The following is a 13,101-nucleotide window of genomic DNA, read 5'->3' on the forward strand; positions in this document are numbered from 1 at the left end:
AGCTGGGACTCCCGCGAAGAGGACGAGTACGGCTCGGACAAGGGCTGGGAATCCAAGGACGAACACGGCTCCGACAAGAGCTGGGACTCCCGCGAAGAGGACGAGTACGGCTCGGACAAGGGCTGGGAATCCAAGGACGAACACGGCTCCGACAAGAGCTGGGACTCCCGCGACGAGCACGGCTCCGACGAGGACAGCTGGGAGAAGGAGCGCGAGTTCGTCTACTACGGCGAGGCCACTGTCGACAAGGACGCCAAGCCGGGTCGCTACGAACTCAAGGGTTCGTGCGGCGAGGGCGAGCTCGTCGTGCTGCCGCACGGCGGCGTCGACGGTGGTGACGGTGGCGCCAGCACCGGTGCCGACCGTGGCCTGGCCACCGGCGGGGCGGGCCTGCTCGGCGCTGCCGCGCTCGGCGGGATCGTGCTGATGCGTCGTCGGCGGACCGATGGTTCGCTCGTCTGACGTGACGACGACACGGGCCGGCGGCCGTCACGGGAGACCGTGGCGTGCCGCCGGCGCGGCCGTCGTCGTCACCATGGCCATGATCGGGGCCGGCATGATCGGCTTCGCCGTGCGGACCACGCCCCCAGCCCGCCCGCCACAGCCGCTGGCCCAGGCCGGCCCGGAGGTGAGCGGGCCGGCCGAAACGACCAGTGCCGTTCCGCCGGTCGACGGACAGTCGGTGGACCAGACGCAGGTGCCGGACGGGCTGGCCCGTTCCGCGCCGACAAGCATCGAGATCCCCCGGATCGGCGTCAACGCGACGATCCTGTCCCTCGGCACCAACCCGGACGGCACCGTCCAGGTCCCCCCGTTGGAGCAGGCCGACCAGGCTGGGTGGTACGAGCCGGGCGCGAGCCCGGGCGAGACCGGTAACGCGGTCATCGTCGGGCACGTGGACTCGGCGAAGCTCGGTCCGGCCGTCTTCTTCGACCTCGGTTCCCTCGTGCCCGGTGACTCGATCACCGTGCGACGGGCGGACGGTCAGCCGGCCACGTTCCAGGTCGACTCGGTGAAGTCGTACCCGAAGACCGCCTTTCCCACCGAGTTGGTGTACGGGCCCAGCGACCGGCCCGGTCTGCGGGTGGTCACCTGCGGCGGTCAGTTCGACGAGGCCGCCAAGAGCTATCGGGACAACATCGTCGTCTTCGCCACCCTGGTGGCCTGATCGGGGACGGCACGAAACACGAAACGCGGTCCGGCCGATCGGGGTGACCCGACCGGCCGGACCGCGTCCGGCGTACCTCGACTCAGGCGGCTGCGGAGGTGCGCACCAGGGTGCGGATCTGGCGCAGCAGCACCGACAGGGCGGCGAGATCCGCCCGGGACTCGTCGAACTCCCCCATCGCCCGCCGGGCGCGGTGGATCGAAGTCGCGTTCGACTGTTCCCACTGCTGCACCCGCTCGTGCGGCGGCAGGTCGTCCGGGGTGGAGTCGAGCACCTCCGCGGTGAGCGCGGCGAGCGCGGCGTACAGGTCGTAGCGCAGCGCCATCCGGGCCAACGTCTGCCAGCGGTCCTCCCGCGGCAGCAGGGAGATCTTCGACAGCAGCGAGTCCACCCGGAACAGGTCGGAGAGCACGAAGTAGACCGAGGCCACCTCGCTGACGTCCCGCCCGCTGGCGTTCGCCGTCTCCACCACGTCCATCAGACCGAAGCTGTACATCAGCCGGGTCGCGCGTTCCGCCAACTCGCGGGGCAGCCCACGCTCGGTCATCGAGTCCATGTGGGCGGCGATGCCCTGCCGCTCGTTGCCGTAGAACAGCTCCTCCAGCCCCGGCAACAGGCGGGTGACGCCGTCGCGCAGCCGGGCGATCTCGGCCGGTACGTCGATCGGCGAGCGCCGGTTGGAGACCAGCCACCGCACCGCCCGGTCGAGCAGCCGGCGGGTGTCCAGGTAGACGCTCGTCTGTAGCTCCGGCGCGACCTTGTTGTCGAGCGCCTCCACTGCGTCCCACAGGTCGCGCAGCCCGAACACCTCGCTGACCACCACGTACGCCCGGATCACGTCCGCCGCGCTGGCCGCCGTCTCCTCGACCACCCGGAAGATGAACGAGATGCCACCCCGGTTGATCGCCTCGTTGACCAGCACTGTGGTGACGATGTCCCGGCGCAGCCGGTGCCGGCCCATCCGGTCGGCGAACCGCTCCCGCATCGGCGTCGGGAAGTAGTTGACCAGGACCTCGGTCGTCCACTCCTCGTCGGCCAGGCCCTCGGTGAGGATCTCCCGCTCCAGGACGATCTTCACGTACGCGAGCAGCACCGCGAACTCCGGCGCGGTCAGGCCGGACTCGCTGCGGACCGCCAGCTCCTCGTCCGGCGGCAGCGCCTCCAGTGCCCGGTCCAGGGCACCGGAGCGTTCCAGCTCGTTGATCATCCGGCGGTGCACCGGGAGCAGCGAGGCGGCCTGCGCCTGGGCGTTGTTGATCGCCCGCGCCTGGTCGTAGTTGTCCCGCAGGACCAACTCCGCGACCTCACTGGTCATCCCGGCCAGCAGCTCGTCCCGCTCGGCAGTGGTCAACTCACCGTCGGCCACCGCCGTGTTCAGCAGGATCTTGATGTTCACCTCGTGGTCGGAGGTGTCCACGCCGGCCGCGTTGTCGATGAAGTCGGTGTAGATCCGGCCACCGGTCAACGCGTACTCGATGCGGCCGAGCTGGGTCCAGCCCAGGTTGCCGCCCTCGCCCGCGACCCGGCACCGCAGGTTGCGCCCGTCCACCCGGATCGCGTCGTTGGACTTGTCGCCCACCTCGGCGTTGGTCTGGCTGGACGCCTTGACGTAGGTGCCGATGCCGCCGTTCCAGAACAGGTCCACCGGGGCGGTGACGATCGCCTTCATCAGGTCCTGGGGCGACATCTGCGTGACGTCGTCGTCCAGGCCGATCGCCGCCCGGACCTGCGGGGTGATCGGGATGGACTTCGCGGTACGCGGGAAGATGCCACCACCTGCCGAGATCAGCTCCGGGTTGTAGTCCTCCCAGGAGGACCGGGGCAGATCGAACAGCCGCCGCCGCTCCGCGTACGAGGTGGCCGCGTCCGGCTCCGGGTCCAGGAAGATGTGCCGGTGGTCGAAGGCGGCCACCAACCGGATGTGCTCGGACAGCAGCATCCCGTTGCCGAAGACGTCGCCGGACATGTCGCCGACGCCGACCACTGTGAAGTCCTGGGTCTGGGTGTCCAGGCCCAACTCCCGGAAGTGCCGCTTCACCGACTCCCAGGCGCCCCGGGCGGTGATGCCCATCTTCTTGTGGTCGTAGCCGGCGGAACCGCCGGAGGCGAACGCGTCGCCCATCCAGAAGTTGTGCGCCTTGGAGATCTCGTTGGCGATGTCGGAGAACGTCGCGGTGCCCTTGTCGGCCGCCACCACCAGGTACGGGTCGTCGCCGTCGTGCCGGACCACGTCCTCGGGAGGCACGATCTGCCCACTGACGATGTTGTCGGTGACGTCCAGCATCGCGCCGACGAACTCCTGGTAGCAGGCTACCGCCTCGTCCCGGTCGCCCGGCTTCTGCTTCAGCACGAAGCCGCCCTTGGCACCCACCGGCACGATCACCGTGTTCTTCACCATCTGCGCCTTGACCAGGCCGAGCACCTCGGTCCGGAAGTCCTCGCGGCGGTCGGACCAGCGCAACCCGCCCCGGGCCACCGGCCCGAACCGCAGGTGCACGCCCTCGAACCGGGGCGAGTAGACGAAGATCTCGAACTTCGGGCGCGGCGCCGGCAGGTCCGGGAGGGCCTGCGGGTCGAGCTTGAACGCCACGTACGCCTTCGGCCGCCCGTCTTCCCGCCTCTGGTAGAAGCTGGTTCGCAGGGTCGCCTCGATAAGCGTCAGGTACGAGCGCAGGATCCGGTCCTGGTCCAGGCTCGCCACGTCGTCCAGCCCGGCCCGGATCTGCTCCACCAGCTCACCGCTGCGCTGCTGCCGCTGCTCGGTGGTCTCCTCGCCCGGCGCGAACCGGGTCTCGAAGAGCTCCACAAGCAACGCGGCGAGCTTCGGGTACGCGATGAAGGTCTGCTCCATGTAGTCCTGCGAGAAGACCGTGCCGGCCTGCCGCAGGTACTTCGCGTACGCCCGCAGCACCACCACCTGCCGCCAGGTGAGCCCGCCGCGCAGCACCAGCTCGTTGAACCGGTCCACCTCGGCCTCGCCACGCCAGGCCGCCGCGAACGCGTTCTCCACGTGCGGGCGCACCTCGGCCAGCTCGTGGTGCCCCTCGGGCAGCATCAGGCCGAAGTCGTACAGGTAGACCCGACCGTCGATCCGGTCCACCTCGTACGGGTGCTCGTCGACGACCCGCACCCCGAGGGAGTGCAGCACCGGCAGCACGGCGGAGAGCATCATCGGTTCGCCGTACCGGTAGACCTTGAACCGGACGTCCATCGCCTCGGCCAGGTCCGCGCCGGGCATCCGGGTGCCGGGGCGGGGTGCCAACTGCTTGCGGAACAGGTGCATCTCCAGCTGGCCGGGCTCCTCAAGCAGCTCCAGCTTCGCCAGGTCCTTCATCGCCTCGTACGGCGTGTGCCCGTCCTTGTAGCCCTCCGGGAACGCGTCGGCGTACCTGGTGAACAGGTGCTTGGCCTGCTCGTCGCCGAGCTTGCGCTCCAGCACCAGCCGGTAGTCGTCGTCCCAGAGTCGGGTCGCGTCGGCCAACTCCTCGGCCAACAGGTCGGCGTCGATCTCGCCGGGCGGCCGGGTCGGGTCGGTACGCACGATGAAGTGCACCCGGGCCAGCATCGACTCGGTGACCCGGGTGGTGTAGTCCACCCCGACACCGTTCAGCTCGCGCAGCAGGATGTCCTGCATGCGCAGCCGGTTCTGGGTGGTGAAGCGGTCCCGGGGCAGGTAGATCAGGCAGGAGATGAACCGCCCGTACGCGTCCCTTCGCAGGAAGACCCGCAGCTGCCGGCGGCCGGCCATCCGCAGTACGCCGATCACCGCGTGGTAGAGGTCGTCGGTCTTGATCTGGAACAGCTCGTCGCGCGGGTAGGTCTCCAGGATCTGGATCAGATCCTTGCCGGAGTGACTGCGCCGGCTCAGACCGGAGCGGTCCAGCACCTCGGCCACCTTGCGGCGCACCACCGGCAGCTCCCGGACGCTGGTCCGGTACGCGGCGGTGGAGAACAGGCCGAGGAAACGCCGCTCGCCGATCACCTCGCCGGCCTCATTGAAGATCTTGAAGCCGATGTAGTCGAGGTAGGCCGAGCGGTGCACTGTGGCCCGCGAGTTGGCCTTGGTGATGATGAGCAGGCGCTTCTCCAACACCTTCTCGTGCGCCTCGGGTGTCATCGACGCCAGCGGCCGGGCCTCCGGAGCGTCGGAGCGAAGGATGCCCAGACCGGTGCCGAGCACCGCCTCCAACGCCTTGCCGTCGACAGTGTCTTGGGCACCGCCGCCTGCGGTGTCCACCAGCCGGTACTCCCGGTAGCCGAGGAAGGTGAAGTGGTCGTGGGCCAACCAGCGCAGCAGCTCGACCGAGTCGGTGATGTCCTTTTCCGGCACCGGTGGCCGGTTGTCGGCGGTACGCGCGGAGGCCAGCTCGTCAGCGAGGGCGAGGGCACGCTGGCGCATCTTCGGCCAGTCCTCCACCGCCTCCCGCACGTCGGTGAGCACCCGCTGCAACTCGCGGCGCAGCCGATCCCGCTCGGCCGCGTCCCGGACCGGGTCGATCTCGATCCGCATCCAGCTCTCGATGATGTCGCCGGCGATCGCGTCGTCCGGCTCCACGTCCGCGGAGACCTCGGTGAGCCGGCCCAGCGGCTCGCGCCGGACCACCACCAGCGGGTGCACCAGCAGGTGCACGTCCAGGTGGTACGAGTTGAGCAGCGCGGTGACCGAGTCGACGAGGAACGGCATGTCGTCGGTGACGATCTCGACGACCGTGTGGTGCTGGTCGGCGTGCGGCTCGTGGATCCGCAGCTTCAACTCGCCGGGAACCCGCTGCTGGGCGAGGTCCCGGTGCGCCCGGGCCGCGTCGAGCATCTCCTCCGCCGTGAAGCCGACCAGCTCCTCGTCCGGTGCGAACCGCCAGAAACGGCCGACAAGTGTCGCCGCGTCGTGGTCGTCCCCCGCGAGCGCGACGGCCTGAGCCACCAGGCGCTCCGCGTTGGGAACGGGTTCGTCGAGCTCGGCGTCCTCCACGTCGTCGGCCAACGCCTCGGTGGGCAGGCCCAGATCGTAGATGGTGTCGATGCTCGACCCGGTCAGCCCGGTGACGCCCGTGTCGAGCCGGCCGTAGCCGTCCCCGTCGGTCGCCGAATCGAAGCTGTCGTCGTCCCGGCCGGAGTCATCCTGCCGGAGGTCGGGTTCCGGTTTGATCGCCGGACGCCGGTCCATCGGTGCCACTCCCCTCGACCCACCGCGTTGTGGGTCACTCTGCCGCCCAGCCTAGGCCCTGCCGTTCCACACCTTCGTCGGCGGACCACTGGCCAGACGTCCGGATCGGGACTTTGTCCTTTCACCCGTTGCGGGTCCGAGGTAGGCCGGCTGCGGGATACCCCGCCACGCGATGTTCATCACACCGGCCCGGCCCGTCTTTGAGCCCGGCCACCGCCCTGGGGGACGTTGGGGACGACGTCGGCGTACTACCGTGCGAAGGCGCTCCGAGATCGGAAGGACCAGCTTCATGTCTTCGTCGTACCCCCGGCCCCACCGGCCGAACCCCGTCCGCCGGGTGGTCGCCGCCCTCACCGCGGCGCTGCTCACGGCCGGCGTGTTGGCCGGCTGCTCGGGTGACGACGGGCCGGAGAAGACCCTCGACGCCTTCCTCGCCGGGTGGCGCAGCGGCGATCTCCAGGCCGTCGGTCTGATCGACCCGACCGGCAGCAAGCTGCCGGCGACAGACGTGAGTCGCGAGATCAAGGAGCTCTCCGGCGAGCTGGCGGCGACCCCGCCCACGCTTACCCGGCGCGGCGAGCCGGCGGTCACCGCGGACATCGCCACCACAACCGTGCAGGTGGAGTGGAACCTGCCCGGTCAGACCCGCTGGGCGTACGACCGGGAGGTCCGGCTCTCCCAGGGCGACGACGACCAGTGGCAGGTGATCTGGGAGCCGAAGGTGGTGCACGAGCAGCTCACCAAGGGCGACCGGTTGGCGCTGCGGCGCGACCCCAGCCCTCGCGCCGGGGTGCTTGACGCTGCCGGGCAGCCGATCGTGACCCCCCGGCCGGTGGTGCGGGTCGGCGTGCAGCCCGACGGGGTCACCGACCTCAAGAAGCTCGTGAAGGACCTCGACGCGGCGTTCAAGGCGATCCGTCCCGCTCTGGTCCCCGCGGTCGACCTGACCGACCTGCCCGAGCGGGTGACCAAGGCCGAGCCGGGCGCCTTCGTCGAGGTGGTGTCGCTCCGCGAGGAGGCGTACCGGCAGATCAAGCCCCGGATCTACGACCTGCCCGGCACCAAGTTCATCTCCGACAAGATCGACCTGGCGCCGACCCGGGAATTCGCCAGGGCACTGCTCGGCACCGTCGACCCGGCGCAGGCCGACGACCTCGCCGCCCACCCCGACCGGTACGTCGTCGGCGACCTGGTCGGGCACGGCGGGCTCCAGGGCCGCTACGACGAGCAGCTGCGCGGCGGCCCCGGGCTGACAGTGGTGGTCGAGCGTCCCGCCGAGGGCGGCAAACTGGAGCCCACCGGCGCCGAGTTGTTCCGCCGCGAGCCGCAGCCGGGTCAGCCGCTGAAGACCACCCTTGACGTAACCGTCCAGAACGCTGCGGACGGGGCCCTGCGCGCCGAGCCACGGCGCTCCGCGCTGGTGGCGCTGCGGATCAGCGACGGTGCGGTGCTGGCCGCGGCGAACGGCCCCGGACCGGCCGGGGAAAACCTGGCCTTCACCGCTCAGGTCCCGCCGGGCTCCACGTTCAAGATGGTGAGCACGCTGGGCCTCCTTGATCGGGGCGCGGTCACGTTGGACGGGCCGGTGGCCTGCCCGAAGACCTTCACCGTGGACGGCCGGTCCTTCAAGAACTCCGACAACTTCGAGCTCGGTTCGGTGCCGTTCCGCACCGACTTCGCCAAGTCCTGCAACACGGCGTTCGCCTCGTTGGCACCGAAGCTCGGCGGCGACGGGCTGGCCGCCGCCGGCCGCTCGTTGGGCCTGGAGGGTCAGTGGGATCTTGGCACGGACGCCTTCACCGGCAAGGTGTCGACCGGCGGCAGCCTGGCCGAGCAGGCCGCAGCGTCGTTCGGGCAGGGCACCACGCTGGTCAGCCCGCTGGCCATGGCCGGTGCCACCGCGGCGGTCGCCCGGGGCCGCTTCGAGCAACCGAAGCTGCTGATCGAGCCGGCGCCGGCCAAGCCGGTCGCGCCGGGCGAGCAACTCAAGCCAGAATCGGTAGCGGCCCTGCGGGCGATGATGCGCGAGGTGGTCACCACCGGCACCGGCAGCGCGCTGAAGGATGTGCCGGGCGAGGTGTACGGCAAGACCGGCACCGCCGAGTACGACGACAACCCGGCCCACACCCACGCCTGGTTCGTCGGTTGGCGGGGCGACGTGGCGTTCGCCGTCTTCGTGGAGAAGGGTGGCGCCAGCACGGCGTCGGCCGTCCCGATCGCCGAGCGCTTCCTCCGCGCCCTCCCGACCCCCTGACCCCGACCGCTGCGCCCCGACCCCTGCGGCCCTGACCGCTGCGGCCTTGACCGCTGCGGCCTTGATCGACTCGCGTTCTTTGAAACTGCCCTATCCGACGCGATCGGACACCGCGATTTTCATTGAACGCGAGTCGATCAGCAGCCAGCGGTCGCGAGCGGGTCAGGCGGTGTCGGCTTTGTGGAGATCTGCTCCCTTTTCCCGGGCTGAGTTCGGGCCGGAAGAGTCCTGGGCGGGCGGCGAGTTTCGCCGGAGCAGACCCGGGCCGGCCGAAGCGGGCGGGCCGACCGGTTCGCGCTCGGTCGCAACCGGGATCACGGCCGCCGCCCCCGACGGCTCGACGTAGGCAGGTCCGGGCACACCCGACTGCTCCGCCTCGACCGCGCGGGTGCCGTCGGCATCGGCCATTTCGGCACCGGGGCTGTCGACGCCGGCAAGCCTCGCAGCGCCACGCCCATCCCGCCGCTGCGCAAGCCCCTCCACACCGTCGAGCCGCCCCACACCACCGGACCGCTCCACGCCACTGGACCTCTCCACCCGCTCGGTGGGGGCGGCGCGCCGGGGGTTGGGGGTCGGCCGGGACGACAGCAGCCGGGGCGGCACGGCCTCCGGGGCGGTCACCGGGGCCAGACCGGCCACGACAGTGTTGACGATCTCGGCCGCGTACGAGCCGTCCGGGTCGTAGTCGGGGTCGAAGACGGTCAGCTCCACGCCGAGGCAGTGCGGGGTGTCGACCAGGCCGGCGAGCAGGATCTCCAGCTCGGCGAAGGCGATCCCACCGGGGTCGGGGGCGTCGACGGCGGGCATCACCGCGGGGTCGAGCACGTCCACGTCGATGTGCACCCAGTAGCCCGCGCAGTCGGCGAGTTGCTCGTGCGCCCACTGCGCCGTCCGGGCGGCGCCTTCGGCGCGCAGCGCCGGCACCGGTCGGGTGGTGATCCCCGCGGCCTGCAGGTCGAGCCGGTATTCGTCCTGGGCTCGGATGCCGAGCACCACCACGTCGATGTCGCGGAAGTACGGCCGGCGACCCTCGATCGCGGCCAGGTCGGCCTGGCCGCGACCGGTGACGAGGGCCAGGTCCTCCCCGGCTGCCGCTCCCACGTAGGAGGCGTTGCCGGGGTGCCGGAAGTCGGAGTGCCCGTCGACGAAGACCAGCCCGATCCGGCCGCCGACTGCCTCACCGAGGCGGTGCATGGCCAGCGCCGAGCCGAGCAGCACTGAGCAGTCGCCGCCCAGCACCACCGGGAACTCACCCCGGTCGATGATCGAGCCGATCCGTTCGGCGAGGGCGAGCGAGTAGTCGGCGATCTCCCGGGCGTGGCACACCCCGTCGCCGGGCCGCCAGTCACCCGGGTCGTACCGAGCCGGGGTGACGCAGCCCGCGTCGCGGGCGCGGAGCCGGGCCAGCAGTTCGTGGTCGCGCAGCGCGCCGGGTGCCTTGGCGCAACCCGGGACCGACGTGGACGTCGGTGGCCGCAGACCGAGATTTGTCGGCGCGTCGAGGACGGCGATCCGGCGCATCATGAGCTCCCGTCCTCGTTTGTCGGGCGGGCCGGCCGGAACGCCGGCCCGCGCTGGCGTGCTTCGAACTCAGAACAGGGCGCTGGCCAGGGCCCGGCGGGCCGAGGCGACCGCCGGATCGTCGGGGCCGGCGATGGAGAAGAGCGAGACCAGGTGCTGGCGGGCGGTCTCCCGGTCCTCTCCGGCGGTGCGCCGGACCAGACCGACGAGCCGGGCGTACGCCTGCTCGGCCAGGCCGCTGAGCACCTCGATGTCGGCGGCCAGCAGTTGCGCGGCCACGTCGTCGGGGGCACTCTCGGCGGCGGCCAGCGCGGCGGCGGGGTCCGCGCCGGCCACCCGGCGGGCCACCCCGACCTGGGCCAGCCCGGCCGTCGCCGCGGCGTCCGCCGGAGCGTCGGCGAGGATCTTCTTGTACGCCTGCTCGGCGGCGTCCAGGTCACCGCTCATCAGCGCGTCGTCGGCCTCGTCGAGGCGGGGGTCCTCCGGTTCGGCGACTGTCACGCCGCCGGCCTTGAGCACGGCCTGGAGCCACTGGCGCAGCTGCGGCTCGGGCACCACACCGGAGAAGGCGTCGACCGGCTGCCCGCCGACGACCGCGTAGACCATGGGGATGCCCTGGACCCGGAACATCTGGGCGATGCGCGGATTTTCCTGCACGTCTACCCGGGCCAGCACCCAGGTGCCGCCGCCCTCGGCGTTCAACTGCTCCAGGACCGGGGCGAACTCGTCGCTCTCCGGGAAGCCGGCCGCGCCGAAGAACACGACGACGGGCATGGCCATCGACCGTTCGAGCACCTCGGACTGGATTGTCGCTTCGGTGACGTCGACGATGGCGGTGCTTCCGCCGGCGGCGGGGGCGCCGGGGGTGCCGTTGGACGGGCCGCCCTGCGGGGGCGTGCCGGGGCGGGAACTGGCTGGTGCGGGGCCACGCAGGTTGCTGAGGTCGACCGCGCCGCGGGTGAAGATCGACGAGGTGATCCGTGGGTCGCTCATGGTTACCTAGTCTCGCACGTGACCCGCCGTTCTCAGGTCACCCACAACCCCGACGTTGCAACTCTCACCCTGCCCTTCCACCCCGCCCGGCACCCCCGCCCGGCACCCCACGCCGCAACCTCGCGATCGTGCACTTCCGGCCCGGCGGGACGCGGCTTTCAGGCCGTTCGCCGGGACCGCAGGTGCACGATTCGCGGGGGTTGCGGGGCGGGGGGAAACGCGGGGGTGGGGTGGTCAGAAGCGGGCGGGTTCGCGGTGGGTGCCCCATTCGGCGCGCAGGGCGTCGCAGATCTCGCCGAGGGTTGCCTCGGCGCGAACGGCGTCGAGCATCGCGGGGATCATGTTCTCGTCGGTGCGGCTGGCGTCGACCATCCTGGCCACCGCCGTCCGGACCGCCGCCTCGTCCCGGGCGCCCTTGCGCGCGGCCAGCACCCGGCGCTGCTCCAGCTCCACCTCGTGCGAGATGCGCAGGATCTCCAACTCCTTGGCGACGGTGCCGGTGTGGCAGTTGACCCCGACGATCTTCTTGTCGCCCTTTTCGAGGGCCTGCTGGTAGACGAAGGCCGACTCGGCGATGTGCCCGGTGAACCAGCCGTCCTCGATGCCGCGCAGGATGCCGGAGGTCATCGGGCCGATCTGGTGCGGCCCGTCGCCGCCGAGCTGCCGGATCCGGGCGAAGATCTCCTCCGCCTCGGCCTCGATCTTGTCGGTCAGCGCCTCGACGTACCAGGAGCCGCCGAGCGGGTCGGCGACGTTGACGACGCCGGTCTCCTCCATCAGCACCTGCTGGGTACGCAGGGCGATCTCGGCGGACTCGTCGGTGGGTAGCGCCAGGGTCTCGTCGAGCGCGTTGGTGTGCAGCGAGTTGGTGCCGCCGAGCACTGCCGCGAGGGCCTCGACGGCGGTACGTACGACGTTGTTCACCGGCTGCTGCGCGGTGAGCGACACCCCGGCGGTCTGCGTGTGGAACCGCAGCCAGAGTGCCTTCTCGCTGGTAGCGCCGTAGACGTCGCGCAGCCAACGGGCCCAGATCCGGCGGGCGGCGCGGAACTTGGCGATCTCCTCGAAGAAGTCGAGGTGCGAGTCGAAGAAGAAGCTCAGCCCCGGCGCGAAGACGTTCACGTCCAGGCCGCGGGAGAGGCCCAGCTCGACGTACCCGAAACCGTCGGCCAGGGTGTACGCAAGCTCCTGCGCGGCGGTCGAGCCGGCCTCGCGGATGTGGTAGCCGGAGACCGACAGCGGCTTGTAGCGCGGGATCTCGGCGGCGCAGTATTCCATCAGGTCGCCGATCAGGCGCAGGTGCGGCTCGGGGTCGAAGAGCCACTCCTTCTGCGCGATGTACTCCTTGAAGATGTCCGTCTGCAGGGTGCCGTCCAGCTTGGACAGGTCGGCGCCCTGCCGTTCGGCGGCGACCAGGTACATGCAGAACACCGGCACCGCCGGGCCGGAGATGGTCATCGAGGTGGTGACGTCGGCCAGGTCGATGCCGTCGAAGAGCGCCTGCATGTCGGTGGCGCTGTCGATCGCGACACCGCAGTGGCCGACCTCGCCGAGTGCCTGCGGGTCGTCCGAGTCGCGGCCCATCAGCGTCGGCATGTCGAACGCGACCGAGAGGCCGCCGCCGCCGGCGCCGAGGATCATCTTGTAGCGCTCGTTCGTCTGCTGGGCGTTGCCGAAGCCGGCGAACTGCCGGATCGTCCAGGTCCGCCCCCGGTAACCGGTCGGATAGAGGCCCCGGGTGTACGGGTACTCGCCCGGCCAGCCGATCCGCTCGAAGCCCGGGTACGCGCTGCCCTCGGGCGGTCCGTAGACCGGCTCGACCGGCATCCCGGAGAGCGTGGTGAAGTCAGCGTCGCGCTTGCGGGCGGCGTCGTAGCGGGCCTGCCAACGCGCCCGTCCGGCGTCGATCTCGTCGGCGTCCATGAGCAGGGCTCCTCCTCGGGTCCTCGACTGGCAGGTCGAGTGTAGGGCCCATACCTGAACGATCGCTAAGTCCCGTCG

6 protein-coding genes and 1 pseudogene are annotated in these 13,101 nt (G+C 71.0%); 3 read left to right on the top strand and 4 right to left on the bottom strand.

The window, feature by feature from the left end; translation table 11 throughout:
• Nucleotides 1–462: pseudogene (locus AB0B86_RS23975) on the top strand (hypothetical protein); the annotation flags it as partial.
• Nucleotide 463: 1 nt separating this feature from the next.
• Nucleotides 464–1,168, top strand: coding sequence for a class F sortase (locus AB0B86_RS23980; protein ID WP_357407083.1), 705 nt, complete (start codon nt 464–466; stop codon nt 1,166–1,168).
• An 82-nt stretch (nt 1,169–1,250) separates the two neighbouring features.
• Here the strand turns inward: AB0B86_RS23980 and AB0B86_RS23985 are convergent, their stop codons facing one another.
• Nucleotides 1,251–6,332: an NAD-glutamate dehydrogenase gene (locus tag AB0B86_RS23985; protein WP_357407085.1), complete on the bottom strand. Its 5,082-nt coding sequence runs from the start codon at nt 6,330–6,332 to the stop codon at nt 1,251–1,253.
• Between the two features lie 289 nt (nt 6,333–6,621).
• On the opposite strand from AB0B86_RS23985, the gene AB0B86_RS23990 reads away from it, so the two are divergent.
• Entirely contained in the window at nt 6,622–8,586 is a 1,965-nt protein-coding gene (locus AB0B86_RS23990) for a penicillin-binding transpeptidase domain-containing protein (protein ID WP_357407087.1), read from the top strand.
• A 162-nt stretch (nt 8,587–8,748) separates the two neighbouring features.
• On the opposite strand, the gene AB0B86_RS23995 is transcribed toward AB0B86_RS23990, so the two are convergent.
• The 3 genes from AB0B86_RS23995 to AB0B86_RS24005 all read right to left on the bottom strand — a co-directional run bounded on the left by AB0B86_RS23995 (nt 8,749) and on the right by AB0B86_RS24005 (nt 13,023).
• Complete coding sequence (locus tag AB0B86_RS23995; protein ID WP_357412241.1) at nt 8,749–10,110, bottom strand: arginase family protein; 1,362 nt, start codon at nt 10,108–10,110, stop codon at nt 8,749–8,751.
• A gap of 66 nt (nt 10,111–10,176) precedes the next feature.
• On the bottom strand, nt 10,177–11,100 hold the full coding sequence (locus AB0B86_RS24000) for a tetratricopeptide repeat protein (RefSeq protein WP_357419847.1): 924 nt from the start codon (nt 11,098–11,100) through the stop codon (nt 10,177–10,179).
• Between the two features lie 234 nt (nt 11,101–11,334).
• Nucleotides 11,335–13,023, bottom strand: a complete 1,689-nt coding sequence (locus AB0B86_RS24005) for a methylmalonyl-CoA mutase family protein (RefSeq protein ID WP_357412245.1) — start codon at nt 13,021–13,023, stop codon at nt 11,335–11,337.
• Between the last annotated feature and the right edge of the window lie 78 nt (nt 13,024–13,101).

Origin of the sequence: Micromonospora sp. NPDC049047 (assembly GCF_040649135.1) — a bacterium.
Classification (GTDB): Bacteria; Actinomycetota; Actinomycetes; order Mycobacteriales; family Micromonosporaceae; genus Micromonospora.

Bases quoted from the DNA above. Each gene is read 5' to 3' on its own strand.
- AB0B86_RS23995 (WP_357412241.1), bottom strand. From the start codon at position 10,110: ATGATGCGCCGGATCGCCGTCCTCGACGCGCCGACAAATCTCGGTCTG.
- AB0B86_RS23985 (WP_357407085.1), bottom strand. From the start codon at position 6,332: ATGGACCGGCGTCCGGCGATCAAACCGGAACCCGACCTCCGGCAGGAT.
- AB0B86_RS24000 (WP_357419847.1), bottom strand. From the start codon at position 11,100: ATGAGCGACCCACGGATCACCTCGTCGATCTTCACCCGCGGCGCGGTC.
- AB0B86_RS24005 (WP_357412245.1), bottom strand. From the start codon at position 13,023: ATGGACGCCGACGAGATCGACGCCGGACGGGCGCGTTGGCAGGCCCGC.
- AB0B86_RS23990 (WP_357407087.1), top strand. From the start codon at position 6,622: ATGTCTTCGTCGTACCCCCGGCCCCACCGGCCGAACCCCGTCCGCCGG.